34 protein-coding genes and 1 riboswitch are annotated in these 26,488 nt (G+C 38.7%); of the genes, 25 read left to right on the plus strand and 9 right to left on the minus strand.

Features of this window, described 5'->3' with window-relative positions; genetic code table 11:
* The first annotated feature begins 61 nt into the window (after nt 1-61).
* From AB5I83_RS19895 to AB5I83_RS19945, 11 genes are all read left to right on the plus strand, one after another.
* Nucleotides 62-337 carry a hypothetical protein gene (locus AB5I83_RS19895; protein ID WP_167830481.1) on the plus strand — a complete coding sequence of 92 codons (276 nt, stop codon included), beginning with the start codon at nt 62-64 and terminating at the stop codon, nt 335-337.
* Nucleotides 338-579: 242 nt separating this feature from the next.
* Entirely contained in the window at nt 580-1,005 is a 426-nt protein-coding gene (locus AB5I83_RS19900) for a DMT family transporter (protein ID WP_448977903.1), read from the plus strand.
* 23 nt (nt 1,006-1,028) lie between these two features.
* Entirely contained in the window at nt 1,029-1,727 is a 699-nt protein-coding gene (locus tag AB5I83_RS19905) for a Crp/Fnr family transcriptional regulator (RefSeq protein WP_448977905.1), read from the plus strand.
* A gap of 18 nt (nt 1,728-1,745) precedes the next feature.
* The gene (locus AB5I83_RS19910) at nt 1,746-2,240 is read left to right on the plus strand and encodes a DMT family transporter (RefSeq protein WP_448977907.1); all 495 of its coding nucleotides are present in this window, start codon (nt 1,746-1,748) and stop codon (nt 2,238-2,240) included.
* A 130-nt stretch (nt 2,241-2,370) separates the two neighbouring features.
* A complete protein-coding gene (locus tag AB5I83_RS19915; protein WP_448977909.1) occupies nt 2,371-3,198 on the plus strand; it encodes an STAS domain-containing protein in 828 nt (275 codons plus the stop codon).
* 197 nt (nt 3,199-3,395) lie between these two features.
* Nucleotides 3,396-4,163 carry a phosphatase PAP2 family protein gene (locus AB5I83_RS19920; protein WP_448977911.1) on the plus strand — a complete coding sequence of 256 codons (768 nt, stop codon included), beginning with the start codon at nt 3,396-3,398 and terminating at the stop codon, nt 4,161-4,163.
* Between the two features lie 141 nt (nt 4,164-4,304).
* Nucleotides 4,305-5,282 carry a methyl-accepting chemotaxis protein gene (locus AB5I83_RS19925; protein WP_448977913.1) on the plus strand — a complete coding sequence of 326 codons (978 nt, stop codon included), beginning with the start codon at nt 4,305-4,307 and terminating at the stop codon, nt 5,280-5,282.
* A 129-nt stretch (nt 5,283-5,411) separates the two neighbouring features.
* Complete coding sequence (locus tag AB5I83_RS19930) at nt 5,412-5,480, plus strand: putative holin-like toxin (protein ID WP_448978126.1); 69 nt, start codon at nt 5,412-5,414, stop codon at nt 5,478-5,480.
* Between the two features lie 308 nt (nt 5,481-5,788).
* Nucleotides 5,789-6,313 carry a ribonuclease H-like YkuK family protein gene (locus tag AB5I83_RS19935; RefSeq protein WP_448977915.1) on the plus strand — a complete coding sequence of 175 codons (525 nt, stop codon included), beginning with the start codon at nt 5,789-5,791 and terminating at the stop codon, nt 6,311-6,313.
* A gap of 323 nt (nt 6,314-6,636) precedes the next feature.
* Nucleotides 6,637-6,870: a hypothetical protein gene (locus tag AB5I83_RS19940; protein WP_448977917.1), complete on the plus strand. Its 234-nt coding sequence runs from the start codon at nt 6,637-6,639 to the stop codon at nt 6,868-6,870.
* 207 nt (nt 6,871-7,077) lie between these two features.
* A complete protein-coding gene (locus AB5I83_RS19945; RefSeq protein ID WP_448977919.1) occupies nt 7,078-7,548 on the plus strand; it encodes a peptide-methionine (S)-S-oxide reductase in 471 nt (156 codons plus the stop codon).
* Nucleotides 7,549-7,615: 67 nt separating this feature from the next.
* On the opposite strand, the gene AB5I83_RS19950 is transcribed toward AB5I83_RS19945, so the two are convergent.
* Complete coding sequence (locus AB5I83_RS19950; RefSeq protein ID WP_448978128.1) at nt 7,616-8,236, minus strand: NAD(P)-dependent oxidoreductase; 621 nt, start codon at nt 8,234-8,236, stop codon at nt 7,616-7,618.
* A 675-nt stretch (nt 8,237-8,911) separates the two neighbouring features.
* Between AB5I83_RS19950 and AB5I83_RS19955 the strand changes: the two genes are divergently transcribed.
* Nucleotides 8,912-9,694 carry a GNAT family N-acetyltransferase gene (locus AB5I83_RS19955; protein ID WP_448977921.1) on the plus strand — a complete coding sequence of 261 codons (783 nt, stop codon included), beginning with the start codon at nt 8,912-8,914 and terminating at the stop codon, nt 9,692-9,694.
* A gap of 55 nt (nt 9,695-9,749) precedes the next feature.
* Here the strand turns inward: AB5I83_RS19955 and AB5I83_RS19960 are convergent, their stop codons facing one another.
* From AB5I83_RS19960 to AB5I83_RS19975, 4 genes are read right to left on the minus strand one after another with little or no spacing between them, the layout of a single operon-like run.
* Nucleotides 9,750-10,145, minus strand: coding sequence for a hypothetical protein (locus AB5I83_RS19960; protein ID WP_448977923.1), 396 nt, complete (start codon nt 10,143-10,145; stop codon nt 9,750-9,752).
* Nucleotides 10,146-10,148: 3 nt separating this feature from the next.
* Complete coding sequence (locus AB5I83_RS19965; protein WP_448977924.1) at nt 10,149-11,543, minus strand: ATP-binding protein; 1,395 nt, start codon at nt 11,541-11,543, stop codon at nt 10,149-10,151.
* Nucleotides 11,540-12,211: a response regulator transcription factor gene (locus AB5I83_RS19970; RefSeq protein WP_448977926.1), complete on the minus strand. Its 672-nt coding sequence runs from the start codon at nt 12,209-12,211 to the stop codon at nt 11,540-11,542. The genes AB5I83_RS19965 and AB5I83_RS19970 overlap by 4 nt, the downstream gene beginning before the upstream one ends.
* A 49-nt stretch (nt 12,212-12,260) precedes the next feature.
* Complete coding sequence (locus AB5I83_RS19975) at nt 12,261-14,381, minus strand: MMPL family transporter (protein WP_448977928.1); 2,121 nt, start codon at nt 14,379-14,381, stop codon at nt 12,261-12,263.
* Between the two features lie 205 nt (nt 14,382-14,586).
* Here AB5I83_RS19975 and AB5I83_RS19980 point away from each other — a divergent pair, with 205 nt between their 5' ends.
* The 8 genes from AB5I83_RS19980 (at nt 14,587) to AB5I83_RS20015 (ending at nt 19,534) form a co-directional block, all read left to right on the plus strand.
* Nucleotides 14,587-15,033, plus strand: a complete 447-nt coding sequence (locus AB5I83_RS19980; protein ID WP_448977930.1) for a DUF4275 family protein — start codon at nt 14,587-14,589, stop codon at nt 15,031-15,033.
* Between the two features lie 2 nt (nt 15,034-15,035).
* A complete protein-coding gene (locus AB5I83_RS19985) occupies nt 15,036-15,476 on the plus strand; it encodes a hypothetical protein (protein WP_448977932.1) in 441 nt (146 codons plus the stop codon).
* A gap of 41 nt (nt 15,477-15,517) precedes the next feature.
* Entirely contained in the window at nt 15,518-16,114 is a 597-nt protein-coding gene (locus tag AB5I83_RS19990) for a group-specific protein (RefSeq protein WP_448977934.1), read from the plus strand.
* A 22-nt stretch (nt 16,115-16,136) separates the two neighbouring features.
* Complete coding sequence (locus tag AB5I83_RS19995; protein ID WP_448977936.1) at nt 16,137-16,613, plus strand: hypothetical protein; 477 nt, start codon at nt 16,137-16,139, stop codon at nt 16,611-16,613.
* Nucleotides 16,614-16,692: 79 nt separating this feature from the next.
* On the plus strand, nt 16,693-17,571 hold the full coding sequence (locus tag AB5I83_RS20000; protein ID WP_448977938.1) for an aminoglycoside 6-adenylyltransferase: 879 nt from the start codon (nt 16,693-16,695) through the stop codon (nt 17,569-17,571).
* A gap of 14 nt (nt 17,572-17,585) precedes the next feature.
* Nucleotides 17,586-18,215 carry a hypothetical protein gene (locus AB5I83_RS20005; protein WP_448977940.1) on the plus strand — a complete coding sequence of 210 codons (630 nt, stop codon included), beginning with the start codon at nt 17,586-17,588 and terminating at the stop codon, nt 18,213-18,215.
* A 194-nt stretch (nt 18,216-18,409) separates the two neighbouring features.
* The gene (locus tag AB5I83_RS20010) at nt 18,410-18,760 is read left to right on the plus strand and encodes a cell division protein FtsK (RefSeq protein WP_448977942.1); all 351 of its coding nucleotides are present in this window, start codon (nt 18,410-18,412) and stop codon (nt 18,758-18,760) included.
* Between the two features lie 132 nt (nt 18,761-18,892).
* A complete protein-coding gene (locus AB5I83_RS20015) occupies nt 18,893-19,534 on the plus strand; it encodes a class I SAM-dependent methyltransferase (protein ID WP_448977944.1) in 642 nt (213 codons plus the stop codon).
* A 371-nt stretch (nt 19,535-19,905) separates the two neighbouring features.
* Here AB5I83_RS20015 and cspC read toward each other — a convergent pair whose 3' ends face one another.
* Nucleotides 19,906-20,106 carry a cold shock protein CspC gene (gene cspC, locus AB5I83_RS20020; protein WP_044394619.1) on the minus strand — a complete coding sequence of 67 codons (201 nt, stop codon included), beginning with the start codon at nt 20,104-20,106 and terminating at the stop codon, nt 19,906-19,908.
* Nucleotides 20,107-20,633: 527 nt separating this feature from the next.
* On the opposite strand from cspC, the gene AB5I83_RS20025 reads away from it, so the two are divergent.
* From AB5I83_RS20025 to AB5I83_RS20045, 5 genes are all read left to right on the plus strand, one after another.
* Nucleotides 20,634-21,098, plus strand: a complete 465-nt coding sequence (locus AB5I83_RS20025) for a hypothetical protein (RefSeq protein ID WP_448977945.1) — start codon at nt 20,634-20,636, stop codon at nt 21,096-21,098.
* A gap of 117 nt (nt 21,099-21,215) precedes the next feature.
* Nucleotides 21,216-21,503 carry a hypothetical protein gene (locus tag AB5I83_RS20030; protein WP_448977947.1) on the plus strand — a complete coding sequence of 96 codons (288 nt, stop codon included), beginning with the start codon at nt 21,216-21,218 and terminating at the stop codon, nt 21,501-21,503.
* A 301-nt stretch (nt 21,504-21,804) separates the two neighbouring features.
* A riboswitch (cyclic di-GMP riboswitch) is annotated at nt 21,805-21,902 on the plus strand.
* A 41-nt stretch (nt 21,903-21,943) separates the two neighbouring features.
* Complete coding sequence (locus AB5I83_RS20035) at nt 21,944-22,837, plus strand: amidase (RefSeq protein WP_448977949.1); 894 nt, start codon at nt 21,944-21,946, stop codon at nt 22,835-22,837.
* 494 nt (nt 22,838-23,331) lie between these two features.
* Entirely contained in the window at nt 23,332-23,598 is a 267-nt protein-coding gene (locus tag AB5I83_RS20040; RefSeq protein WP_448977950.1) for a PspC domain-containing protein, read from the plus strand.
* A 257-nt stretch (nt 23,599-23,855) separates the two neighbouring features.
* Entirely contained in the window at nt 23,856-24,071 is a 216-nt protein-coding gene (locus AB5I83_RS20045) for a hypothetical protein (protein ID WP_448977952.1), read from the plus strand.
* A gap of 179 nt (nt 24,072-24,250) precedes the next feature.
* On the opposite strand, the gene AB5I83_RS20050 is transcribed toward AB5I83_RS20045, so the two are convergent.
* Genes AB5I83_RS20050 through AB5I83_RS20060 form a run of 3 tightly spaced genes read right to left on the minus strand, consistent with a single transcriptional unit; the run spans nt 24,251 to nt 26,487 of the window.
* Entirely contained in the window at nt 24,251-24,664 is a 414-nt protein-coding gene (locus AB5I83_RS20050; RefSeq protein WP_448977954.1) for a disulfide oxidoreductase, read from the minus strand.
* 2 nt (nt 24,665-24,666) lie between these two features.
* Entirely contained in the window at nt 24,667-25,347 is a 681-nt protein-coding gene (locus AB5I83_RS20055; protein ID WP_448977956.1) for a DsbA family protein, read from the minus strand.
* Nucleotides 25,348-25,389: 42 nt separating this feature from the next.
* A complete protein-coding gene (locus tag AB5I83_RS20060) occupies nt 25,390-26,487 on the minus strand; it encodes a copper resistance D family protein (protein ID WP_448977958.1) in 1,098 nt (365 codons plus the stop codon).
* Between the last annotated feature and the right edge of the window lies 1 nt (nt 26,488).

Here is a 26,488-nt window from a genome sequence, read left to right on the forward strand (position 1 = left end):
CTTCATGCAAAAGGGGAATGTAATGAGAGAACAACCACTATAGAACAGGAGATGATACAACATGAAAATCAAAAATTTACTGTTATCGATCCCACTAGGTGCTGGCATCATATTGGCTGGTTGTGGAGCGGATGAAGAGGCACCACCGGAAGATGAAAATAACATGGAAAACATAGAGGAGCAAGAAGATAACCAAGAACCCGATGTAACAGAAGAGCCTAGTGAAGAAAATGGCAATGAAGAAGAACCGGATTTAGATGAAGAATCAATTGAAGAAAGTCCTGATGAAGAAGAACCGGATTTAGATGAAGAGCCTAGTGAAGAAAATAATAATTAATAATGGGAAAACGCCTTAGTAGACTTAAGGCGTTTTTTCTTCGTCTGGAGTCCTTTGAAGAAGCCTGTATAACTTTGCTGCTGGGGGTTTTGTGGAAGCACTTTTGGTTTTCAGAGAAATCAGCGTTTATAAAGGGTTATTCGATTTTTTTTAATGTTATAATTTTAGGACATATGTCCTTCCCGAGCTGGCTTGTTTTGTCATTTAATTAAAACAAACATAGAGTTTGGGGAGATTAAAAAATGAAAGGTTTGATTTTTGCTTTATTAGGAGGAGCTTTTATTACGCTGCAGGGTGTGGCGAATGCGAGTATCAGCCAGGATATCGGTACATGGCAGACGGCATCGATTACTCAGTTAACCGGATTTTTGACGGCTTTGTTTGTCTTGGTCTTTTTTGTAAAAGGACCTTGGAATGGGCTGAGAAAAGTGAAGCCTCTTTATTTAATTGGTGGAACATTCGGGGCAATTGTGGTCTTTGGCAATGTGACGGCCATCCATTTTATTGGCGTCACGTTGACTGTTTCTGCGATGTTGATTGCACAACTGGCGATGACATTCCTGATTGACCAAAATGGATGGTTTGAAGTAAAGAAGCAAAAAATGAGAGTACCTCATCTGATTGGTATGACAATGATGGCAGCAGGTGTGGTCATTCTGGGCTGGTAATATAAAAAGGCAGGGAAAGCTGTATGAAAGAAACACAAGTTTCGGAAACAATGGAAGAAGTTCTGCGGATTCACAAGGTTGAAAGATTATTTACAAACGAAATCATTCCTTACTTAAGATTATTTGAGTTTGAAAAAGGGGAGCAAATATGTTCACAGGGTGAGCCTGTTGAGTACTTATATATACTCGTGAAGGGAAAGGTAAAGATCTTTACCACATCAGAAGAGGGGAAGACATTGATCCTTTCTTTTAAAACACCGCTTGAAGTCATTGGCGACATTGAGTATGTACAGGAAATTGACACAATCAATACGGTGGAGGCCGTTTCTCCTGTGGTGATGATTGGTGTCCGACAATCGGTAGTACGGAAGTTTTTAAAAGACCACTCACCGTTCCTGCAATTCTTGCTTGAAATCATTACTCGGAAATTCTATATCAAATCCCAGTTCATGCGCCATAACATCCTGTACCCTGTTGAAACCCGGTTAGCAAGCTATCTTGTGTCTGTTGCCTATGATGAAAACGAAGCGCTCGTCAATGGGAAGGTCAGCACATCAAATCTTACGGATATCGCCAATTTAATTGGAACCAGCTACCGGCACCTTAATAGGATCATAAAGGATTTTTGCATGAATGGACTGGTGGAGCGGGATCACGGTGCAATAGTCATAAAGGACCTAGAAGGATTGAAATCACTGGCTAAGGAAGATCTTTATGAGTAAAGATTCGGAGGGAAAACGATGTTATTAGGCTTACTATTTGCCATAATGGCCGGCACGCTTGTCGGTGTTCAAAATATTTTTAACAGCAAGGTCAATGAGAAAACAGGATCATGGACGACTACAACATTAGTACTAGGTTTAGGTTTTCTAGCATCATTCATGCTCGGCCTCTTCTTTGAAGGGTGGAAAATGTTTGATTTGCAGCATATGAAAGGGTGGTACTGGTTCAGCGGATTGCTCGGAATCGGCGTCGTTACCGGCATCGTGCAGGCCATTAAGCATCTCGGACCGACTTTTGCGATCTCCATTGTGTTAACGTCGCAGCTCGGATTCGCCGTCTTATGGGATTCTTTAGGCTGGATGGGATTGGAGAAGGTACCGTTTACCTGGCAGCAATTCCTCGGTGTGATCGTCATCATAGCAGGAGCCATCGTCTTTAAATGGAGCGAAGGCAGCGAAGAAAAGGTGGAAGTGATCAATTCCAAGCTTGGTAAAAAAATAGAAGTATCATAAGATAAAATCTATCGCGGCAGTTCGCTAACTGCCGTTTTTCATTTTGAGGTAGTTATGATTATATTTAATCATATGAACATGGTATAATCTTAAAAAGAAAAAATGGAACGATTTTATAGGAGCTGAACTTGTGAATCCCACCGAAAGATTTTCTAAATACCTCATCGAACACTCAGAGACGATCAGTAAGGAAATTACAGATTATAATGTAAAAAAGCTTGAAATCAATCTGCCGGAAGAAATCATCCAACAATCAATAAATACAAACAAAGCTTTCCTGGAATTTCTGGGTGATACACTGAACCTATCAAAGGAAACAGTGGCCGTAAAATTCATTGAGTGGTATAAAGCAAGACAGGCAAACAAGCCTCAATATCAGTTCAGCCATGACGAAGTTGCGAGTATCCTTAAGCCGTATGCAGAAACTCGCTTGCAACTGATTGAAATGATGACGAAAATTTCAATCGCAGAGGGACTTTCCACTGAAGAAGTGGTGTTCGTCAATAATCGTATCAGCTACTTGCTTGATTTGAGTATTGCAGAAACGATGATTGAACGTGAAAAACTCGCAAATGAAGAGAACAGTAAGAATCAAAAGATCATCACGGATTTGTCATCCCCAATCGTTCCGCTCGCACAGGACATCGCCATTCTTCCATTGATTGGCGAATTCGATTACGAACGCAGCGACCATATCATGACCCATGTCATCCCTAAGGTCAGTGAACTCAGAATCAAAAAACTAATCATCGATTTTTCAGGGATCGCCATGATTGATGCTGAAATCGCAGCCCGTATTTTCAATATCAATAAAGTCCTTAAACTGATTGGAATCGAGACGATGCTTACAGGCATACGACCAGAGCTCGCAGTTGATGTGACCAACACGGGAATTGATTTTTCAAAGTTAGACACCTATGGAACAGTGCAGCAAGCGATATTGGCTCATCGAAATTAAGTGGCAGGCAGGTAAAAGCTTTGCCATTTAAGAAATGCCAGGACAAGGTCCGGGCATTTTTTTTGATTGGTTGTTGGTGAAATTGTGCAAACTTCATTGCATCCCCAGCATATCAAAATGGCACAATGGAATGACACTCAAGTCTCATTCCATTGTGCCATTTTTGTTTGCATTTTTTTAAAAGGGGAACGTTATTTATGAAGATCGGGAGAAGAAGGGATGAGCATTCTATGATTGAAAACAAAACAAAGGCGAAGAACACGTTTCTCCCAATCCTTTTGGTTGCGATTGGCTTAGGGACGTCCATCACCTTCCTTTACTTATTCGCGGAACTGGCTGAGGAAATGCTGGAATCCGAGATTAAGAGATTCGATGACAGCATCATTCAATTCTTCCACCGGATAGAAACAGATTTTTTAGATATGACCATGTTTTTGTTCACTGAAGCAGGCTCAGTATGGTTTCTCACCATTTTTAGCTTGATCATCATATCTTATCTCTGGATGAAAAAGAAAGATAAATGGGGTATCCTCTTTTTTATTGTTGGAATCGGCGGGGGTGGACTGCTGACCAAACTGTTAAAATACTATTTTGGCAGGGAACGGCCTTCAATCGATGAAACCATTGACGCTATCGGGTATAGCTTCCCAAGTGGCCACTCCATGGGGTCATTGATCTTTTACGGATTCCTAAGTTACTTCCTGTTTCGCTCAGATCTCCGAAAAAGAATCAAGTGGATTGCACTATACACAGGTGGTTTGCTGATCATGATGATTGGAATCAGCAGGATTTATCTAGGAGCCCACTATCCAAGCGACGTTATCGCCGGCTACCTGGCAGGAAGCATCTGGCTCATCCTCTGTATCCTGGCACTGGAATATGTAAAGTGGAGAAGTACATCACAAAGAAAACCAATCAAGGCATTTAAGGAGTTTATCGGGAAGCAATTAAATAGCAGGGCATAGAAGTGCAATAATGAAAGAAGGCTGATGTGGCCTTCTTTCTTTTATATGGAATGGTTTCTAATTGTGATTTATATCACCACAGGCCAATGAGGTTATTGCTATACTTTTCATGCAAATATGAAGAAAGCGTGGGAAAGTATAATGCTGACAACGTTGAAAAGGTTAAAGGTTGCTGAAGGAGAAAAACAGATACTTCAATATAAGGTAGATGAATTGTACGCTCAGTTTGAACAAAAAGAAGAATTTTTCCAGGCTTTTATGGAAAAGTTCACCCAGGAGCTCGGGAGCACAATTTCTCAGCATGAACTGGTTAATGATCAGCATTACGTTCTTGGGGATAGGGTTGGCCAAATCAAAAATCACTTTGACAGAGTAAATGAAATCAGTGAGTATTCTGTTGAGAATGCCATAAGGCTATCTGGTAAGGGACATGGCCTGATTCAGTCTTCTAAAGAAATGGTTAAAAAGTCAAATGAAGGCGGAGAGCTGGTAAGGCAGGTAGAAGAGCTGATCATTCGGGTTGGAGAAATTTCGGACCATGCATACCAGAATATGAGAAAATTGAATGAGCGCTCAAAAGAGATCGAAATGATTGTGAAGGTCATTAAAGAAATAGCTGACCAGACCAATCTATTGGCTTTGAATGCCTCGATTGAAGCAGCACGAGCAGGGGAGCATGGAAAAGGGTTTGCAATTGTTGCCGAAGAGGTTCGCAAGCTAGCAGAGAATACCGCAAAAAGCACAAATGATATAGGCTCATTGACAGCAAGCATCCAGAAAGAAATAGAAGAAACAATGGATTCTGCTACATCAAGCGCAAAGTTGATTCACCAAAGCATAGATTTGAGCAAAAATGCCTCAACTGGAATGGATTACATCACTTCGTTCATTAATAAAGTAGAATCAGAAGTCGGTGAAGTAATCGACGAAATCGAACAACAAAAAAGCAGTTCACAGCAAGTAATGGAAGAGATCACTCAAACGAAAATCCTTTTTGACGAAGTAAACGGACTCATCCAGCAACACATCGAAGAAGCGAGCAAAGTCGATATTAAACTTGAAGAAACGAGTAAGCAGATTGATCGCTTCGGCTCTGTTAGCAGCTCCAGATTGGAATAACAATCTATACCTCAAATTATGTTAAACGATATGAGAACGTACATTCTAGTTATATACTTATCTATGTACAGCAAATGCGGGGTGGGCAGCGGCCATTCTTCACTTTCTTAGGAAAGGGGGATGCCGCTGATGGTTACGTATGAAGCAATGAACATGATGGTTAGTTTTGCAACTCTAGTTATTGCCGTAGTCGCGTAGGGTATTTCTACAAACAAAAAGAAATGACCTACCCTGCATCGCCCAATGTTTGAGTAGATCATTTCATATTCATACCATTGGCCGCTGCACTTCAAGCAGCTTGCTTACACCTGAGTTTCCGGTTACAGCCGGAAACTCTTTTTTTTGGACTATTAGGGAAATTATAGCCGTTTTAAATAGTAAAAGTAAATGTTCTCGCCGATGACAAGCTTCACCATTGAATTACGAAAGAAGGAGAAATGCTGATATCCACCACTGTTGTAGCATATAAATGAGTACAACTATTCTCCGAATTGCAGGTGAGTGAGATGAAACTTCAAAAGGGTTTTCAGAATTTGTCAAAGCGGAATATGGATTTTGAAGAGGTCTTTCAGCATATCATGTCGTTCATCAAAGTGCAGCCAAATGGCAATCACAGGTTGATCATTGGCACGGACTCTCAAGTTCATAGTTCGTACACGCGTTTCATCACAGGAGTAGTCATACAACGGGAAGGCAAAGGTGTATGGGCATGTTACCGTTCCATTGATATAGCAAGGAGAATTGAAACAATACAGGAGAAGGTTTCATTGGAAACAAACTTCACGCAGGAAGTTGCTTGCATGTTCACTCCGCAAAAACAAAAACAATTGATCGATCTAGTGCTTCCGTATGTTGAAAAAGGTGCCAGTTTTAAGATGGTAGGGCATTTGGACCTCGGCAGGGGAACGAAAAACAAAACCAGAATATATGTGAATGAAATGATAAAGCGAATCGAATCAGTCGGTCTCGAAGCACAAATAAAGCCTGATTCATTTGTGGCCTCCAGTTATGCGAACAAGTATACAAAATAGGGTAAATACTGTGTATAGCATATCTCTTTTTGGATCGTTAACGAAATAATAGAGTATAATCTTCATTGGAAACAGTAATGGTTGCTGTTTAGGTAAACGTCATTAGTATTGAATAACGTATGTAGCGATTTTATCCTTATGATTTGTGAAATAGTTAAACCAGTATTACCTTAAAGGATTTAGGGCCTTTTATGTTGAATATCTTAGTATACTAATGGTCTCTATAGAGCAGATAGATCTGAGAATATCGAATCATGGCGATCTTAAGGTTTTAAATAAAATAGTTGATTGTGAGAAAAAGTAATAAACTTAGAGGGGATTTTATGGAGAAAATCATTGTGAAAACCGGAATATATTCATTTATTGTGCCATTCTTTTTACTAATTGCCTTTATGAAACGGGAAAATAGTACGATAGATGCTGAAGGCTATACATCGAGTGTCGTAACACCTTTTACGGAGTTCTTTTTCAATATTTTTAGATATTCTGTAATAGCCTCCCTCATAGCGGTTGTAATTGCTTTTGCTTATTTGATTTCGGAAAAGAAAAAAGGGTAGCGCATCCTGTAACCTACTTTGGACATTTTTTACCTAAGCAGCTTGGTTGAACAAGGTCTATTAGGAGCATTAATCTTAGAAGGGATTAATGCTCTTTTTATTGAATACTTCTATTATCCGAAGGTAATTAAAACAGTAGTTATCATGAGTCGTATCTTAGTAACTGCTTTTTTTTAAATAAGATTTCATACAAAGAGGAGAGTCACTATGGAAATAGTATATTTTGCAGGTGGATGTTTATGGGGTGTACAAGCTTTTATAAAAACGTTACCTGGAGTTCAGTTTTCAGAAGCGGGAAGAGCCAATGGAACAAATCAAACACTTGAAGGTGATTATGATGGCTACGCCGAATGTGTAAAAACTGGATTTGATCCAAAGGTTGTGACTATCACGGAATTGATGGGATATTTTTTTGAAATTATTGATCCCTACAGTTTGAATAAGCAAGGACAGGATGTTGGTGAGAAATACAGGACAGGCGTATATAGTGAAAAGCCTGAACACTTAATAGAGGCGAAGTCATTTCTTAGGGAAAGAAATGATTATGACCGAATAGTTGTTGAAGTGTTACCTCTGACAAACTATGTGAGAAGTGCAGAAGAACATCAGGATCGGTTGGCAAGATGTCCAGATGATTATTGTCATATTCCAGAAAAGATATTAAACAAGTATAAGTAAGGGAGGAAATGATGAGATGGTGTATAGGCTTAATCCTTTACACCATCTCTTTTACTTATAAGTATTATTAGTAGGCGATCCCTACACGTGATCTCATATAATCTCTTGCTTCTACCTGTTTATAAGTAAATTCGGCTGTATCCGGCACGGATATTTTAGCTCCACCATCCGGCAAAACATCTCGGGCTATACGGTAGCTGCCCACCTTTTCTCCATCCGGCAGGTAAGTAGGACAGACAATCGTCCACTCGAGCCTTGATTGTCTAAGCATATCGTAAACTTTATGATGTTCTTTCGCAGCACGGGTTGACTTCTGTTTGGATTCACTTGACTGATAACGCAGAACATTTGGAGTGGCTTTACTTTGGAGAATACCTGCAGTTCCTATAGTAATAATTCGTTTTATACCTTCGTTTTCCATGGCTTCAATAATAAGCGGCATACTTTCTGAAAGAGTGGTCGTGCCATCAGTATTTAGTGCACTAATCACAACATCCATCCCATTTATTGCACGCATTATAGTATCTCTATTCAAAACATTTCCCTGAATGATGGTTAAGTTTTTATGATCTATTTGAATCTTTTCTGGAGAGCGTACTAATGCAGTAACATGATGACATTCATGAAGGGCATAAGTAACTATGTGACTTCCAACTCGTCCAGTTGCTCCTAGTATCAAGATATTCATAAGATAAGGCCCCTTTTGCAAATAATAATATTTTACTATAAAAGTTATTTTATTGTCTTGCTCAACGAAACCAATAGGATTATAAAAACAATTGGAAAGTAATCTTGTGAAAACGGATTCAACCATAAAAAATCGATCAACAATTACCGTCATAATGCCAGCATAAGTTTCTGTGAGTCTGCAAAACCACTTCATAACTTTCGACTTTTATTAAACCTGTTTAATTACCAGTAATTTTCATAATCTCTTTTGACCAACGAGGCTGCTGGACTCTTTCCCGCGATAAAAATTTAACCATTGTGGTTTTGAGATCTAGGACGGGTGCTGTCTATGGCATCCAATCTCTTTACATATAGTCTTTTGTTTCACTTTAACGATTGTAGCCATTGTTACTCCGATTTAGAAGGTTCAGAGGGCAAAGCTGTCAAGAAAAGCTCGTAATTGTGACAGGTTAGATGGAGTAAGGACCAAAGCTGTCAAGAAAGCAACGTTATTATGACAGGTTAGAAGGTTTAGAGGGCAAAGTTGTCAAGAAAAGCGCGTAATTGTGACAGGTTTGAAGGAGCAGCGGCCAAAGCTGTCAAGAGCCCGCTATTTTCTGAAAACATTCCTTTAAACTGGATTATTATGCTAAAATTAATCATCCAAAACAATCGACTGAGGGGATTGATATATATGTTAGATCAAATATTTGAGCTGGAATTTGCTTATTTGGCGACGTTTACGACACGCCATGACAGGGAGTGGGGGATTCTCTTTTTAAATCCAGATCAGCCTGCATATTATGATGCGAATCATGCCCATGTTCATAAGCTGGTTGAAAGTCCGGATAAAGTTGTCGAAGAAGTCATGTCTTTTTACAAAAAAGTAAATATCATTCCGCGGTTTTACATTCACAATCCGGCTGAACAACCTGGACTGCTAAGTGAGTTAAAATCAAGAGGGTTCGGATATGAGGAATTAACAGGACCTGTACAATTATGGAATCAAAAAGTGATGAAGCTGGAGAAGAATGAGCGAATTTTAATTGAAGAAGTTACCGAAGCTAACTTTCAGGAAGCGCTGGAAATCGAATGCAGCATTGAAGAGATTGGCGGCCGTGCCGTACGAGAAAAAGCTTTAAAGGAAGAGTTTAATCATCCCGCTTACCAGCACTTCTTGTTAAGATACAATGGAGTTGCCTGTTCTACTGCCTGTATCTTCGCACAAGGCGGCCAAGCTCGCATGGAAAGTGTCGCAACACTAGAGGAATACCGAGGTAAAGGGTTAATAGGACATATCATTCAACATATTCAGCAAGAAGTGCAAAAACAGGGTTTTGAAAATCTATGGGTATTCCCTATCAACGAAAGGGTTGAAAAGGTATATAGCCGTTACGGTTTTGATACGATCATGAAACTTACGACAGGACATGCCTTTTTAGGCGGAAAAAGCATTACCGAAATTCAAAATAGGTAACTTTCACACAAAAAGAAATGACCTGGGTCATTTCTTTTTGCGTTCAGTTTCAATCTTATTTTCCTGTCTTTTCAATGAAAAATGTAACAACCACAAACAAGATGAACGCAACCAATAACAGCGATCCTCCGACGATGAACAAGACCATCACGAATGTGTCATCCAGGTTGAATGGGTTGATGTTGTACATCCACATTCCGACTGTGAGTCCGAGAGAACCGATCATGCCGGTGATAGAATGTATGGCTACAAGTTTTTTATATTTAATTTGATAGTTTTTGTAAAAGATTCCCCAGGCGAATACGGATAACCAGCCGACCAAGAGGATGTGAGCGTGGATCGGGCGCATGGCGTAGTCGCCGGCACCCGCCATGTGTGAGCCCATGAATGTTCCAATCAATCCAAAGATCGCCGCAAATCGTATTAGTCGAATACTCCAAGTTTGTTCCATTTTTTATTCCTCCGTCTGTTTTTCTATAGGGAGCTTTATCGTAAAAGTGGTACCTATTTGAATCTCGCTCTCCACTTCAATTTTTCCGTTGTGCAGTTCAATAATATGCTTAACAATCGACAGGCCTAATCCTGTTCCATCTTTCTTTCGTGCGGCATCGACACGGTAAAAGCGTTCGAAGATCTTTGCAGCTTGCTCCTTATTCATGCCGATTCCGGTGTCCTTGAAGATGACCGTTGCATATTCGTCGTCTCCGGAAATTTGGATGAAAATACTGCCGCCATTTTGATTGTATTTAATACCATTCGTAAGCAGGTTGTCCCAGACCGTCATCAATAGTTCCGGATCAGCGAGAATGGGGGCAGGGGGGAGGTGATAGGAGATTTCAATCTCCTTTTCTTCAAGCCGCCATTGATGCCTTCTGACCGTATCCTTGATTTGTGTGTCAATCCTTGTGACGCCAAGCTTCATTGGATACGATTTTTGATCAAGTGAAGTAAGAAGCAACAACTGTTTCGTCAGATTGGACAGCCGCTTCGATTCCTGGTCAATGATATCGACATATTCAAGGTGCTCCTCATCGAGGGCTTGTGTTTTTAAAAGCTCCGCATATCCCTGGATATTCATCAAAGGTGATTGAAAATCATGGGATACATTATTAATAAAGGATTTACGCGCTTGATCATTATGCTGCAATTGAACCTGCATCCTGCTGAAGCTTTCGGCAAGCTGGCCAATCTCATCGCGTCGATGGATGTTTAATGGGTAGTTGAAGTTTTCCCTGGTAATTTCCCTTGTAGCTTCTGTCAGTTTAGTGATCGGCTTAATCAGATGTTTGGCAAACCAAATGACACCGCTGATACTGACGATTGAAACCGCGACGAAAAACCAGGCGAAAATGACATGGACATCTGAAAATAACAATTTGTTATTGGGCCTCAGATACAAGCCATAGTCCACTTCGCCAATCGTGAACGGAACGCCGACGGTATTATCAAGCTGATTGGAAAAATGACTCATCATCATCCACGGTGAGTTTGAACTGTCCATTCCGTGGTAGATTTTCTTTTCCTCAACAACATTCAATGCCTCTGCTGGCAGGTTCTTTTTCGAAAAAGGTTCACCAAAGAAGAACTCCTCACCTGATTCACTCAGCACATATAGTTGATAGCCTAGTTTGCTGATTGAATCCAGATAACCGGTGAAACTAATATGGGATGTCGAGTGCATTTTCTCAAGACTAGAGGCGACTTCCTCGGCAACCTTTACATTCTGCAGGTCGATTCGTTCTCTTGTCGAGGTCATGTAGACCCAGTTGGCCAAAATGAAGGCAATCACAATGCTGATTCCAAGGATGAGAACGGTTGCGATGATGAATTTCCGGTACAAAGTTTTCATTTCAATTCCTCTAGTCTGTAACCAATTCCTCGGATTGTCTGGATTTCCACTGAAGCTTGGTGTTTTTTCAGACGGTCCCGGATGCGGTTGATGTGGGTATTCAGCGTTTGTTCACTGCCCTCATAGTCCGCTCCCCAGGCTTGTTCAATCAAAGATGCGCGGGGAGTGGTTTTATTGATCCGTGAGGCGAGGATGCTCAACAGTTCGAACTCCTTTAGCGGAAAAAGAATCGTTTCCTGATTGATTTCCACCTCAAAACTGTTCCGGTCAATCCTCATATTCCCGGCCTGGATGATCGAATCGATTACCTTTTGCATTCTCCGGAGGACAACGGCCACCCTGAATAAAAGCTCCTTCACTTCAAAAGGTTTTACAATATAATCCTCGCTGCCTGACAAAAATCCTTCTTCTTTATCGCTTAACTGGCCTTTCGCGGTAAGGAGGATGACGGGAATCTCCCAGTCATCGGTAAGGATTTTTGTCAGTTCGAAACCATTCATTCCAGGCATCATCACATCGACAATCGCCAGGTCGACATTTTGTTTTTCAATTAGTGATAATGCCTCCTCGGCATCATTGGCTTTGAAAACCTGATATCCTTCCTGTGTTAAATGGATGGTTACGAGTCTTTGGATATTTACATCATCATCTACAACCAAAATTCTCATTTCTTCAGCCTCCTAAAAAGGGAATGAGAGAGGAGGCCCTCTCTATTCCTTATTGAATCTCCGGACTGGTTTGCTTATCTTTTTCAAAGAAAAGAATCAATGCAGGAAGCAGCATGCCTCGGACAAGGAAGGTGTCGATCAGGATACCGATCGCTACCATGAAACCGAAGATGAATAGATCGGCGATTGGCATTGTCGTCAGGGCTGCAAACGTTGCCGCCAAAATGATTCCTGCGGATGAAATCACGCCGCCTGTATTGCGGATAGCGATTTCAAGTGCTTCTTTCACATTATGTTTCTTGCGTTCCTCAATAAATCGGGACGCTAAAATTATATTATAATCGATTCCAAGTGCAACTAGGAAAATGAATGCATAGACCGGAACGCGGGTGCTGATGGCATCATAGCCGAAGAGCACGTCGATCAGGAATACTCCGAGACCTAATGCTGATACATAAGAGAGAAGGATCGTTCCCATCATATAGATCGGCATTTTCCAGCGGCGAGTCAAGACGACGAGCAATCCAAGTATCAGGGCTGTTTCAAGTAAAACGATTTTGATGATGTCGCCATTATTGTATTCGCGCTCATCGACCAGCTTTGGAGTGACGCCGCTATAGTAAGCCTCAGCATCCAAACCTAACTCGTCAAGTATTTCTGGTGTTTTCTTCTGCAAATCCTCTATATAGTCCATCGACTCAATTGAGTACGGATTCATCGCGAGGGCAATGCTGAACTTGGCGGCTTCATTGTTTTCAGTAATAGCTGATAGGCGGACAGAAGCAATTTCTTTATCATCTTTCAGCTTCTCGGTAATCTCGACAGCGTCTGCTTCTGTTAATGAGTTATCAGCTGCTATCAATAGTGTAGTAGGAGCTAGCTCACCTTTATCATATCTCTGTTCCACTATTTCATAGCCAACACGTGATGGCAAATCTTCTGGGAAGCTTTTGACCATATCGAATTCATATTCCAGATTGAAAACGTTCAGGGCAGAAACAATTAAGAAAATCGCTACCAGACCGCCGGAAAGCCCTGGCTTGTTGACAACGAATCTGGCAATCGGTCCCCAGACTCCATGCTTGACCTCTGTTTCAACACCATATTTAGGCACCTTCGGCCAGAAAGCCTTCCGTCCGAATAAAGTGAATAAGGCAGGCACCAGTGTCACCGAAGCGAGCATGATGAAGAACATCGCTGTTCCGAAAATTGGTGCAAAGTTTTGGTAATCACGGAAATCTGCAAACAGCAGCACAAGCATCGCTGCTAATACCGTTCCTCCGGCAAAAAAGACCGGTTCACCTGTCGCACGCATCGCATGCTTCATGGCATCGAATTTATTTTGGTAATGGTTCAGTTCTTCGCGGAAACGTGAGAATACGAATAAAGAATAATCAATTACAGCCGCGAACAGAAGGATACTCATGATCGAGGTTGTTTGATTATTGATTTCCAATCCGCCTGCTCCCATAAGGGCAACACTCTGGTTCACGACCTGATAGACAATGGCTGTCGCCAATAATGGTATAATCGCCAACAATGGGGAACGATAGATGACAATCAGCAGGACAAGGATGATTCCGACCGTTGCCAATAACAGTACGAAGTCTGCCCGTTCAAATAGCTTGATAGTGTCACCTGAAATCCCGGCAGGACCAGTGATATAAAAAGCTGTACTGTCAAGCTTATCAGCGATTCCAGTACCAATTTCCGTTGCCTTATCATTGATTTCAGCATACTCGTCATTGCCCAAGCCTTGTTCAAGCTCCATCGGGACAATCATCGTCGATTGATCCTCTGATATAAACCCATTTAGAGCCTGTGGCGGAAGGGAACGAGTATCCACAATGTTCCTTATTCCTTCGATATTCTCTGAAATGATTCCATCAAGGATTTGATTCACTTCGTCGAGATTAATGTCGCCGTTTTCGTTATGGAAAACGAGAATACCGGGAGTACCCTGTTCATTCGGGAAAAATTCCTCCGTTTTATTTTGCGCGATGATGGACTTAGCCTCATCAGGCAGCGATTGAAAATTGTTTATTTTGTAATCGCCGAGCTGCGGACCTGCGCTCAAACCGAGCATCAGCACGAGCCAGGCGATGATGGTGATCCACATTCCGCGCTTCGTTGAAACCCAGTCTGTGATGGAATAAAGCATTTTCTTCATTAATATGGCCTCCTATGTTCGAAACTAAAATCTATTTGAACATCAGCACAGTTCCGGAAAGTATTATTCGGAACAAGCACTGAACAATGAACATCATAAACTACGAAAATAAACACAACCTCAACTTTCAGTTACATTTCGCAAGAGGAATTTAACAAGCAAACAGAGAAATGGTTAGTAAGGCATGTCATACAGGAGGAAATTCATGGATTTCTTTGATAAATTAAAAAGCAAAAAAATACAAATCAGCAAGACAGAAGATTTCGGTTATGATGTAAGACAAAAGTGGGAGGCTGAATTTGCTTCACATTTAAGTCCTAAGGAAAAAAGGCAGATATTTCTTCATGATAAAGGCGGAGCAAGCGGGTTTCTGTGGCATTTGTTCAGCTATGAAAAAAGAAAATGCGAAAAGGAAGAAGAGGCGGAATTGGCATTCGACAAACAATACAAAGATACATGCCTGATTTTCTTTCAGCATTCAGATGAGGTATGGAAGGTAAACGATTCTTCAGATTTGAGGGCGACAGAACTATTGATGACTGATGGTGAGTATGCGGATTTATATATTGTCGATCTTGACTTTAACTGGACCTTTGTTGTCACACATGAGCAAGGATGGATTGGTCCATTTTTTTGCAGGAAGGGGGAATAGAGGTGCTAATAAGAAAACTATTTTCTGCATTTGGTGCAACGATGATCATGGTCATCCTGTTCTCGATCATGGATCAATCTGCCGTAGGGTTATTCTTCGGAATGTACATCTTTCCGATCATCTTAATCTATGGAATTCCGTCTTCCATTCTATCTGATTTCCTCTTGAGGAGAAGCTCTGGGACAATCAAAAAAATGGCTGCTGCAGCATTACTCCATATTTTACTCGGAGTGCTGTTCGTGGCCGTACCGACTTTTATATTTGATGCTGAAAACGGAAATTGGCTAGGGAGTATAAGAAATAATGGCTTTTTCTTTTTCACCGCTGTCGTTTCGGCTTTCATCTTCTGGTGCTTTGATGAAGGAATCAAGAGTGAATGGTTTGCTCAATTAAGAGGGAAATGTCAAGGGATATTAAAAAGGATCGGGGATATGAGAGTTTAGCCAGGAGGCAACTCAATAAAAGAAAAAGGGAGGTTAGGAATATGCAAGAACATTACCATAGTGGGTTTGAAATGGAAGTAAATGCACCATATTCATTAAATTACTTAATCATGATTCAAAACATTTATTTGAACAGCAAAAATACAGATTGCCAAAATCCTTTGTTTCCATATATTGATCGTTCAAACTGGGGTTTTCTTGAGGAAGATTTTGAAGAGACATTTGCTGAAGTTTGGAAAGAGGCAGTCGATAAAAATTCTAAAAATCATATGTATGACCACAATGGAGTCCTTCAGTTAGATAAAGAACTCTATCAAAAGTTGTTTCATGACAATGAATCAGGTTCAATTTACTCAGAAAGTGTAAAGTTCTTCTTAGCCTGGTGGAACGGGTTTCATGGAAAAATCGCCATTGAGGCTGTATTTGATCATGACAAAATGGAGAAGGTCTACAAAGAGTTAGCTGCATCGGTAAAAATAGATAAACGATTAAGGATTCATTTGGTCTATGACAAAACCGTATTAGCTGTCAGAAGTGAACGGCCCTGGTATGCAGTGGTAGCTATTGAAGAAATTTTTATCCACAAAAAGCGTCCAAAGCTAATATCGGAACTATTAAAGAGTTGTGTAAATTTGTGAAAGTAAAAATGGAGGGAACCTTTTGTTTTTATATCATAGGTATGATCATGACTTAAATATATCCCCCCAACGGGTTTTAAAAGAAGGGTTAAATCATAGAACAGCAACAAGATGGTATTCAAGAGGGGCTAAATTCTTTCCAGAACTAACGGAACGATTCAGGCCAGGGAATTCACCAAAATGGATCGATTTCAAAGTAGCGTTTGGTGCAGATTTGGAACCATTTGAAAAACCTTACTTTCGTTTTCCTGTGTTCAGTGAAAAGATTTTAGTTTTTAATTTCGATATTTCAAGTGATTTATTTGCCCATCTTGAAGATCTTTATGATGGAGGTAAGGGGCATTTTGTCGATGGGGTGCCGTCAAAGGAGGAATTAATGAAAGAATATTGGAAAAGTATGATTCCGCTGTCGGAGTATTTGAATTACCAACCCTTTAAAGACCCTGAAGTCTATATCTTTGAACAAGTTCCAGCAGAGTTAATTGAGTTTATGGAGTAAGTTCTTGTTGAGATAAGTGAAAGAATCAGGGTTGAAGGTGATTAAAAAGAAACTGTAATTTACAGGGGATGAAAACATTTTGAGAAGTGAAAAAGCTATGTATGATTTAATACTAAGGGTAGCTGAAGAGGATGAACGAATCCGGGCTGTCTATATGAACGGATCCCGAACGAACCCTAATGTTCCAAAAGATATTTTTCAAGATTACGATATTGTATATATAGTGACGGAAATTGCATCTTTTTTAGAAGACGAAGGTTGGATTAATATCTTTGGGGATTTACTGATGCTTCAAGAGCCAGACAAAATGGATCAACAAATTGGTTTGGAGAGGGATTTTGAACGTTCATATGGATATTTAATGCTTTTTACTGATGGAAATCGAATTGACCTTCATATCGAAACAATACATTCAATGATAAATGGTTATGGAAGTGATAAACTAACAGTTCCATTATTGGATAAGGACAACATTTTACCGATCATTCCTCCGCCCACAGATATTGATTATCGAGTAAAAAAGCCATCAGAAGCGATGTTTGTGAGTTGTACCAATAATTTTTGGTGGTGTTTACAAAACGTTGCAAAAGGAATTTGGCGAGACGAATTGCCATACGCAAAATTAATGTATGAAGATACGACGAGAGTTTCACTTGATGAAATGGTTTCATGGTGGACTGGAACAGGATATGACTTCCAGGTCTCAACAGGTAAGATGGGCAAATACTTTAAAAATTATCTTCCAAAACCCTATTGGGAGATGTATGGAAAAACTTATTCCGATGGTGCTTATGACAACTTTTGGGATTCCATATTTGTTACATGCGAGCTATTTAGAACTTTAGCAAAAGATGTGGCAAATCATTTATCATTCTCATATCCATTTGAAGACGATAAAAAAATGACGGAATTCCTTAAACATGTGAGGCATCTGCCTTCGGATGCAAAAGAAATTTAAAGGTGAGAAAAAGTATGAAGATAGAAGTTGGATATTTGCCAAGAAACTATATAAAAGACCAACCGGATTTTAGTGGGCACTTTCCTTTTGATATAGATGGAGAATACAAATATTTGGTTGAAATAGACCACTGTGAATTGGATCCTGCTGTTTTTTACTGTGATTGGATGAAGGAATTAAATCAGTTTCCGATCTATGCTGTTGTCACTCTTGATCTTTATAATCAGGAGGAAATGAATAGGCTGATCGAAAGATACAAAATAGAACGTTCAGTGTTTTTAATAGGGAATGAATCTTACAATAAATTTATTTTGCGAAATGAAGAGCAATTTCTTATGCTCCTCCCATATTTTTATGCAAGTGGCAGTATGAACGATATAGCTGTGTGGTCACTCAAGAAAGACATTTTTAGTAGTGACATAAGAAAAGTAACGACAATATTCAGACGTAAAACAATGGATGTATTGGTGGCTGCACTTGAGAAGGATACAACGTTATTTTGGATTTCGTATGATGGTGATGCATTAAATATCATATCGAATCACCAGATTTTCCGAACGATGGAGGATATAGAGAAAACTCTACCCAAGGGCATAGAAATGAGTGTTGTTGAATATGAAGCCGCAGATGATGATATTGAATAACCGGTAACAAGAATAACAATAAGGGGGAATTATACTTGAAGCGTCTCTTCTTAGCTCTTTTGGTTGTAATGATTATCCTTATAGGAATTTATTTCTTGACTTCGAATAGCGCTTAAAGATTTGGTATTCCAATTTATGAATAAGTTAATCGCCAAGAATTGAAGAACCAATGCTTCAAGTGTATAGGGGGATTTATGAAATTCTTAAAAAAGGTAAGTGATTCCTTTGGATTCACAAAACTTAAAGAGAAATTATATTATGCGGATCATGAGGAGATTTCAGAAGCTGATAGGGAATATATTAATAGTATTAAAGGACAAAACCCTTTTGGCATCATAGCTATGTTTATAGGTGGTGTATCTTTTGCCTTCGGACCAATTTATATTGCTTTTCCAATTATAACAATCATCTTTTGTGTCTTAACCTTTGGAACTTTTGATAGAGAAAAAGAAGATAATCCCTGGACATTTGTGATCGGTTTTTGTTTGGCCTTAATAGGCTTATTTATGAATTTAGTTGGCGTAGTCCATGAGCTAATATTCTGAACAATGTGCGTTAAAGTATTTTTTGCAAAAATCACGGAAGGATTACTGTTGCATCAAGCTAGTTGATAAAAAAGAGCTAATCCTAATTTTGTTAGATTATAGGGTATTAGAACATTTCAAGGGGAGTTATCTATGGGTTTCCTTAAAGCTACTAGAGAGTTCATTGATAGTCAATATCAAACGCCAAAAGGAATGATTGGTACATATATTGGTGAAAAAATGGTGAGACAGCACAAGACTGAAACAAATTGGTCATTAGAGCTAATGAATATTAAACAAGGGGACAGGATTTTAGAGTTAGGATGTGGGGCAGGTTATGCAATTAAATTAATTTTTGAAAAGGATTTAGCTGAAGAAATAGTTGGCTTGGACATCTCTCCAACAATCATTCGATCAGCAAGAAGGAGAAATAAAAAGGCAATAAACGAAAAAAAAGTAAAACTAGTACAAGCAGATTTCAAAAACTTGCCCTTTCAAAATGAAAATTTTAATACAGTCCTCAGTATCCAAACAATTTATTTTTGGACTGATATAACTGCGACATTATCAGAAATATATAGGATACTAAAACCAAAAGGAAATATAATCCTTGCTTTTTCTGACGGTAAAGAAGAGGAGACCTGGGAAGGAATAAGAAGTATTACTGAAAATAAACTAATACCGTCTATGAAGAATGCAGGATTTAGTGACGTATCTTTTATCAGAGGTCCAGATTCAAGAGGGTATCATACTGTTGCTGTTACAGGAAGCAAGGATTCAATGAAACTTTCGTAATGTTCTGTTCCTATATAGCGATGGTAGGGGGACGAAGGCATAATTTTTCCTTTAGATGAGTTTGTTCAAATATAAGGCAGGGAGTTTAAAAGGACCTAAATAAGGTACACAGAGATTCTTCCTTTGGCCATCTGTTCATGTTATTTCTAATGAAACAGTATTAGCTATTACGCAGCAAATAAATTTTATAAAATCAGCCTATCGTTAAACCAGTATGTTATACTAGAAACAAACCTTTTATCTTTAAATCTTTTTACATTACCGGTTCCATCTCCCTGCTCAGATCTTGAGCGGGGTTTTTTATTGGAAATATATTTGGAAAAATAAAAAACAGGCCCTAAAAAGAGCCTGTTTGTAGAAACGATTTAAGATTAAGCTTTTTGAACGTTAGCAGCTTGAGCTCCACGAGCACCTTGCTCAACGTCAAATGTAACTTTTTGACCTTCGTCTAAAGATTTGAAACCTTCACTTTGGATAGCTGAGAAGTGTACGAATACGTCGTCTCCACCTTCGCGCTCGATGAATCCGAAGCCTTTTTCTGCATTAAACCATTTAACTGTACCTTGTTCCATTTTTGTTGCCTCCTAGTGCGTTATCGCACAACGTATTACTATCCTTGCCCAAAGTGATCATCAAGACGAAAAGTTGATACTTATACTATCCTTTACACCGAACAAAAATAATTCTTATTCATCATAACAGGGATCGAAAAATATAGCAAATCATCCCGGCCATAACTTGGAAAGAGTCTATTCTCGCTGACTATGAAGGTTGCTTTAATAACAAAGAAGTTATTATGTAAGTCCTTAACCCTAAGCTTTGTAACATCAAGTGGATAGGTCCCCGCGCAGCCCATTGTGAAGATTTTATGTTTGCTTCAGATGTTTTCATCATATAGAACAAACTGGTTGAGGATTTTATTAAAGAAATCAAAGGGAATCAATCCGAAGGTAGCGAATAGTTATATTTGCAACTTATTCCACCCTTAGATTCAGTGATTTATTAGATTCATAGTTTATTCTAATTAGGGGGCTGTATTCCAATAAAACGAAAGAAGTTGTTTTTAGTTTTCATATTTCTAATAGGTATAGTTAGCTTTGTGGTTTGGTATTCCGTACCCAAAGAAATCAATCAAGCATTTGACGGAATCGTTTACGGAGTTGGTAATAAAAGCAATCAATTAAATAAAGAAGTTACAATTACAATTAAAGGTAAATTGTATAGAAAAATTTTTAACCAAGATCGTTTTAAAGGAACCATAGATATAAAAGGAGAGTTGCCAAAAAATATTATCATTGATAAGAAGGAAGTAGAAGTTGTTTTTATTGAAAACGGCGGCTCTTTATCACTCGGGGATTCCCCCTACGGCTTTCTTTATATAAATAAGGATTTAAGTGAGCTAACTATTATCGTTTACGAACTGCTTGAGTCTGGAAGGGATAATGCCACATATGAATGGGACCCTAAAGGGGGGCTATTAATATCTGGACCTGCAACAAATAGAAAAGAAGCTTTAAACATATCAAACAAATTAATAGGAGAACTGCTTAAACCACTTGAATAGATGTATATTTGTAAAGTTTATATTTCAGCCAACGTGAGCGATCATCCAAGGAGGATTGGATCACCTTTGTTGAATTCCTTATTCAACAAACGGCTAAAAATATACGGAGGTATAGTTATGTGGGTAATATTTGGGGTTATTGCAATAGTAGCAACGCTTATCAATCTTTATATGTATACAGCAGGGAAGGATTATAAACTTGCGATGGCGATGGGGTTATCATTTACAGCATTAACACTTTGTGCAGATTACAGTTATGTATCTCGGTGGCTAAAAATAGAAGATTGGGCGGCATTAGCTGATGTAGTACCTGGTATGGCAAGGGCATTATGGTTTTTGACCATTGTTTCTATCTTACTAAATATAGCCCCAATATTTTTAGAACGAATACGCAGGAAACAATGACTTTTTTCCCTTTATTTCTATAATGTGCAGGCCTTTATGAATAACAAACGGTGTGTATATTCAATAACAAGGTATGCACATTGAAGTTGAAAATATTTTTGTATGCTCTCTTAAAAAACACTGCATACAATAACGTGTTTTCTTGTGGCATACAAAACGTGATCAAGCAATCCAGTGCATGTTATTTTTATCCTACTCAATAATGTGAACAAGACTCAATATTGTACTTTGTTTTTTGAAATAGTTCAAAAAATTCGATTCCAATTGATACTAGGACAGGATATACTCAAATTAAATAAAAAACTGATAAAGGCAAACTTGTTGAAAGGCAAGGACGCAAAGCCATGGGCCTGAGTGTAAAGAGATATTTCCTTTGCATATGGTTGCCAGGTTGCCAGACTCCTAAAATGGTGTCTTGGCCATAAAAAGGAGCGGAGAATATGAATATCAATAAATACCTCTTATTAAGTCTTATCTTATTTATGGGTTTTGGTCCTCTTCAAACCCTTTCTCAACCTATTAAAGCTCATGCTAACGCAGGAGTTCCCACGGCAACATGGCTTTGGAATACTTCAACGATTGCTACGCAAGGAAAAGAGATTCTTTCATTCGCAGGAAATAATCAAGTTCAGCAAATATACCTTCAAATTAATAAAAACATTCCTTTCGATACTTATAAATCATTTATTCAAAAAGCAACTGAAAAAGGCATAGAAATACACGCTTTAGATGGCTCGCCGCAATGGGTTTCCTCTAAAGGTTCTGCTTATTCTAAGGAATTCTTTAATTGGGTAGGAAACTACCAAAAATCAGCCTCACAGACACAAAGATTTACTGGTATTCATTTAGATATAGAGCCATATCTATATAGTGGTTGGAACTCAAAATTCAAGAATACTGTACTTGCATATCAAAATATTATCAATCATGCTGCTGTTACTTCAGAACAACTTGGACTTACATTTGGAATCGATATTCCTTTCTGGTTTGATGAAATTGCATATAGCAATACTTACGGGAAAGGTAATTTAGCTAGTTGGGCGATTAAGACAACAAGTTATACGACTATTATGGCATACCGCGATCAGGCTGCTGGAGGAAACGGAATTATTGAACTAGTGAGAAATGAAGTACAATATGCTTCCTCTCTTGGCAAACCCATTGTGATTGGAGTAGAAACTGGCAAATCAGAAGAAGCCAATCTTGTTAGTTTTTATGAAGAAGGTGCTGCTCATATGTATAGTCAGCTTTCTTTAGTGAAGAGTGCGTATCCACAACCGGATGTGACTTTTGCCATTCATTATTTACACAGTTGGATGAAAATGGCTCCTTAAGAACATTGGCAGAGTGAAAAAAAACTCCTTTAGAAAAACCCGCTAAATGCCTTATAAAGGTAGTTAGCGGGTTTTTAACCTGATTTTGAGTATTAACTGCAGAATTTCTTAAACACCAGCTAGTCGGTGAAGTTGTTTGGAACATATCAATGTTTATTCCAAGAATGATCATTCGCTTAATAAGTAACATTTGGTGAAGCGGTTAGTCAAACTTGAACTATGAGGGTGAATGTAAATAAAACAATAGATTTTATCCAAACGGATGCATGGGTTCAGGAAGAAGATGCGCCTTTTTTGAAAATCTTCTGGATCGAGGATTTTAATTGAAGAAGAAATCGTATTCATGTTATTAAATCAAGAGTAAGATAACACGACCTTAAATTAAAGGTATGAGACTATTTATTGTAGAACTTAAATAATAAAATCAAATTGCAAATAAATCAGACTGTAAAATACGTTTATATGAGGTGAAAATACTGAAAAGAAATAGGCTGATGAGGTCAAATTCGGATTATGTATTTTTAGGTGTATGTGGAGGAATCGCAGAGGCTCTTTTCATTTCATCCTTTATTGTGAGATTGGTATTTATATTCGTGCCAGTATCGCCAATACTCTATCTGATTTTAGGAGCACTTATGGAGAAAGACGATTTATTCTACGGAGATCGTGTAAGAAAGAAGAGCACTATTAAAACTGCATTGTTAGCATTTATTTTTACTGCTTTAGTATTTGTAATCTTTTTTTACATGGGTCTCCTTTAGGGAAGTAATTTTTGAATATAGTAAATATTCTTCAAAGAAGATGCAGGTTAGTGGAAAAAGAAATTATAAAAAGGGTCAGGCGAAAGGGGAAAATGAAAGATTTTAAGAAATGGAGTTACTTCTGGGTACTAATAGTTGGAATCTTGATAGGTTATATTGGAATTCCAATGCTCTCACGATTTAACTAAGAGGAAAATTAGTTTAACAAAAATCAGAAAAAAATTTTGGAATATTTATATTGATAAGGGAGGGATTCTATGGTGTTTGAAACACTAACAGGACAACTTACGGTTGTAATCACCCTTGCTTTTGGTTCATTGTTAATTGTTCTGTACCCTTTAATAAATAAGGAAAATAAATATTTTGCTTGGTTTAGTTTAATGATGGGCGTTATTGTGTTATTGCTTTTATTATGGTTCACATTTGGCAACGAGGTTATTAGATATCAAATACTAAGATATGGACTTCAATAAAAACCATCTAATCTACTTAGAGCGAGAGTTGAAGTTCAGGCTGCCGTTATTGGCGTTTTTTTATTTGACTAAGCTGCAGTTTTGTTGAACTAGAATTGACTTAACTATATTTTCACCGATAGAAATAATCAATAAATAAAGCTTTGGGATCTCCCAAAGCTTTATAGCGGTTTACTGCCTTATTTTTGTTTTTTTATTAGTACCATAAACACTATGATTAATGAAAAAGCTGTAAATGCTAAAAATGGTATGGTGATGAAATCTAGCCAGTTTATATATTGAGCGCTGCAAGGAACACCGCTGGAACAAGGTTTGATCTCTGCAAAACCAGGTACTTTTTGCTGTAGATAGTGGAATAATGAAACAAACCAACCGATGACTGCCATAGGCAAGACGAAACGCTTCACAGATGGATCATTTTGAAAGGTTCCTATTCCAAGTATTAAAACTAGTGGGTACATCAGAATCCGTTGATACCAGCAAAGCTCACAAGGAATGAAATCACGTATTTCACTAAAATATAGGCTGCCTAAGGTGGCAACGACTGATACGAGCCAAGCTAGATAAAGAGAGTACTTTCTTAAAATATCCATCCTTATTTATCCTCTAACGCCTGGTCAATGAGTAGTTTGATTTGTTCGTAATCAAATGGATCCTCGACCATCGTTCCATTGACCATAATACTTGGTGTAAGCTTTACTTCAAACTCCTCTACTAATTGTGAATCTTTATTAACTTCATCCATTTCAGTTTGATCGTTGATATCCGCCTCTAATTGTTCTACATCTATGTTGGGAATACCGGAGGCAATTTCTAATATCTTTTCCTTGGTAATCCAAAGATCATCATGGTTTTCTGCTGGTTGAGCCTTAAACATCTCTTTATTGAAAATCCAATAGCTTTCTGGATTTTGTTTGAAGACAGATTCCGCAGCAAGAGACCCTAACTTGGATTCCTCTCCGTGAAAAAGAACATTGATATAAGCAAACTTAACTTTTCCTGTTTCAACATAGTCCTTTACCAGTTGCGGATAGAAATTTTGACTCCATGCTTTACATGCAGGGCACTTAAAGTCCCCGAACTCTACAACCGTCACCGGTGCATCTGGGTCACCTAGTACAGGCTGTCCTTCAATTGACGGTTGCTTGTCAAAACTAACATTATTAGTAGTATCTGATTTCATATTATTCACTAGCACTAAAGCAATTAATAAGGCAAAAATAATGATGGTTATAACGACGGCCATCTTAAATGGTTTGTTTGTATTGCTGTTCATATTAACACCTCTTCAAAATTATATGGGAAAGATAGTTTTGTTTTATTGAAGACTGAGCACAAGAGATAAGTAGCCGGATATTACAAATAAGAAGCACATGAAAAACGAAATGATGATTGGAACTTTCCTGTTGAATGACAGAATGATGAGCGCCAAGAAAACAAAGGATAAAGCGAAAAAAGATAAGCTGATCCCGTTTACAGAGAATTGGACGACTAAATCAGGATCAATATTCCCTCTGAATATGGTTGAAAAAAGTCTTGAAGCTCCTTCAGTTTGAATAGTTAGTGCAATCTCATGAGGGGGCGACTGCTGACCCAGTGCTGCAGTGACAGAAAATATAAAAAGGATCACGATGCTTTCAGCTCTTGTCCATTGGATTGGATTATACGCTGAGTCCGCCAACAACTTTTTTCGAACGAGAAAACTGTTAATAAAGGCATAAGCCATTAAGGGCAGGATGAGCAAATGCTTTAGTAAGAGAGCTTGTCCATAAGAAATACTCCAGGAAGTTGGGTAATCCTTAAATTCCACGACGAACGACATCAGGATTAAGCCAGATAGTATTGTTACGGAAAAGCAAACCATAGCCAGTGGCCTGAACCACTTTAAAAATGATAACCAGTTCAATTGATTGGTTGAGAACCAGCTCACGACGATCAGAACACCTACCCAAACACTTACAGCGGTAAAGTGTGCCGAATGGGTCAGGAACCCTTTCCATTGATCAAGTGAGCTTGCATGACTCGACCATCCAAGGGCTAATATTAATAGGAAGGTAAAAGCCAGTCCAATTAAGGCATAGATTGTTTTTTTTCGATAATCAACCCAAACAATATAAATAAATAATAGATTAGCGAGAACAAAGGTAAGGATCCATGCTTTTCCGATTTCAAATGTGTAGAGGACGGATTGAAGCGTAGTTAAGAATCCTAGATCATGATATAAATGGAGAATTAGTGATAATACTGGCACAAAGGAAAATAAGGCTATACCCCCTGTTGCAGACATCATGATGCCCTTGGGTATCCGAATTTCCGGCTTGTACGAATTTGGTATTAAGCTGAAAACAAAGGCTCCCATAAGAAGGGAGAAGCATAGGTAAAGTAGTGTTTCACTGATAATGGTTAATGTGATCATG

The organism is Mesobacillus sp. LC4 (assembly GCF_053543455.1).

What these genes read in the sequence shown, in the direction of transcription:
- AB5I83_RS19895 (WP_167830481.1), top strand. Translation starts at nt 62, where the DNA reads ATGAAAATCAAAAATTTACTGTTATCGATCCCACTAGGTGCTGGCATC.
- AB5I83_RS19900 (WP_448977903.1), top strand. Translation starts at nt 580, where the DNA reads ATGAAAGGTTTGATTTTTGCTTTATTAGGAGGAGCTTTTATTACGCTG.
- AB5I83_RS19905 (WP_448977905.1), top strand. Translation starts at nt 1,029, where the DNA reads ATGAAAGAAACACAAGTTTCGGAAACAATGGAAGAAGTTCTGCGGATT.
- AB5I83_RS19910 (WP_448977907.1), top strand. Translation starts at nt 1,746, where the DNA reads ATGTTATTAGGCTTACTATTTGCCATAATGGCCGGCACGCTTGTCGGT.
- AB5I83_RS19920 (WP_448977911.1), top strand. Translation starts at nt 3,396, where the DNA reads ATGAAGATCGGGAGAAGAAGGGATGAGCATTCTATGATTGAAAACAAA.
- AB5I83_RS19925 (WP_448977913.1), top strand. Translation starts at nt 4,305, where the DNA reads ATGCTGACAACGTTGAAAAGGTTAAAGGTTGCTGAAGGAGAAAAACAG.
- AB5I83_RS19935 (WP_448977915.1), top strand. Translation starts at nt 5,789, where the DNA reads ATGAAACTTCAAAAGGGTTTTCAGAATTTGTCAAAGCGGAATATGGAT.
- AB5I83_RS19940 (WP_448977917.1), top strand. Translation starts at nt 6,637, where the DNA reads ATGGAGAAAATCATTGTGAAAACCGGAATATATTCATTTATTGTGCCA.
- AB5I83_RS19945 (WP_448977919.1), top strand. Translation starts at nt 7,078, where the DNA reads ATGGAAATAGTATATTTTGCAGGTGGATGTTTATGGGGTGTACAAGCT.
- AB5I83_RS19950 (WP_448978128.1), bottom strand. Translation starts at nt 8,236, where the DNA reads ATGAATATCTTGATACTAGGAGCAACTGGACGAGTTGGAAGTCACATA.
- AB5I83_RS19955 (WP_448977921.1), top strand. Translation starts at nt 8,912, where the DNA reads ATGTTAGATCAAATATTTGAGCTGGAATTTGCTTATTTGGCGACGTTT.
- AB5I83_RS19960 (WP_448977923.1), bottom strand. Translation starts at nt 10,145, where the DNA reads ATGGAACAAACTTGGAGTATTCGACTAATACGATTTGCGGCGATCTTT.
- AB5I83_RS19965 (WP_448977924.1), bottom strand. Translation starts at nt 11,543, where the DNA reads ATGAAAACTTTGTACCGGAAATTCATCATCGCAACCGTTCTCATCCTT.
- AB5I83_RS19970 (WP_448977926.1), bottom strand. Translation starts at nt 12,211, where the DNA reads ATGAGAATTTTGGTTGTAGATGATGATGTAAATATCCAAAGACTCGTA.
- AB5I83_RS19975 (WP_448977928.1), bottom strand. Translation starts at nt 14,381, where the DNA reads ATGAAGAAAATGCTTTATTCCATCACAGACTGGGTTTCAACGAAGCGC.
- AB5I83_RS19980 (WP_448977930.1), top strand. Translation starts at nt 14,587, where the DNA reads ATGGATTTCTTTGATAAATTAAAAAGCAAAAAAATACAAATCAGCAAG.
- AB5I83_RS19990 (WP_448977934.1), top strand. Translation starts at nt 15,518, where the DNA reads ATGCAAGAACATTACCATAGTGGGTTTGAAATGGAAGTAAATGCACCA.
- AB5I83_RS20005 (WP_448977940.1), top strand. Translation starts at nt 17,586, where the DNA reads ATGAAGATAGAAGTTGGATATTTGCCAAGAAACTATATAAAAGACCAA.
- AB5I83_RS20010 (WP_448977942.1), top strand. Translation starts at nt 18,410, where the DNA reads ATGAAATTCTTAAAAAAGGTAAGTGATTCCTTTGGATTCACAAAACTT.
- AB5I83_RS20015 (WP_448977944.1), top strand. Translation starts at nt 18,893, where the DNA reads ATGGGTTTCCTTAAAGCTACTAGAGAGTTCATTGATAGTCAATATCAA.
- cspC (WP_044394619.1), bottom strand. Translation starts at nt 20,106, where the DNA reads ATGGAACAAGGTACAGTTAAATGGTTTAATGCAGAAAAAGGCTTCGGA.
- AB5I83_RS20030 (WP_448977947.1), top strand. Translation starts at nt 21,216, where the DNA reads ATGTGGGTAATATTTGGGGTTATTGCAATAGTAGCAACGCTTATCAAT.
- AB5I83_RS20035 (WP_448977949.1), top strand. Translation starts at nt 21,944, where the DNA reads ATGAATATCAATAAATACCTCTTATTAAGTCTTATCTTATTTATGGGT.
- AB5I83_RS20040 (WP_448977950.1), top strand. Translation starts at nt 23,332, where the DNA reads ATGAGGTCAAATTCGGATTATGTATTTTTAGGTGTATGTGGAGGAATC.
- AB5I83_RS20045 (WP_448977952.1), top strand. Translation starts at nt 23,856, where the DNA reads ATGGTGTTTGAAACACTAACAGGACAACTTACGGTTGTAATCACCCTT.
- AB5I83_RS20050 (WP_448977954.1), bottom strand. Translation starts at nt 24,664, where the DNA reads ATGGATATTTTAAGAAAGTACTCTCTTTATCTAGCTTGGCTCGTATCA.
- AB5I83_RS20055 (WP_448977956.1), bottom strand. Translation starts at nt 25,347, where the DNA reads ATGAACAGCAATACAAACAAACCATTTAAGATGGCCGTCGTTATAACC.
- AB5I83_RS20060 (WP_448977958.1), bottom strand. Translation starts at nt 26,487, where the DNA reads ATGATCACATTAACCATTATCAGTGAAACACTACTTTACCTATGCTTC.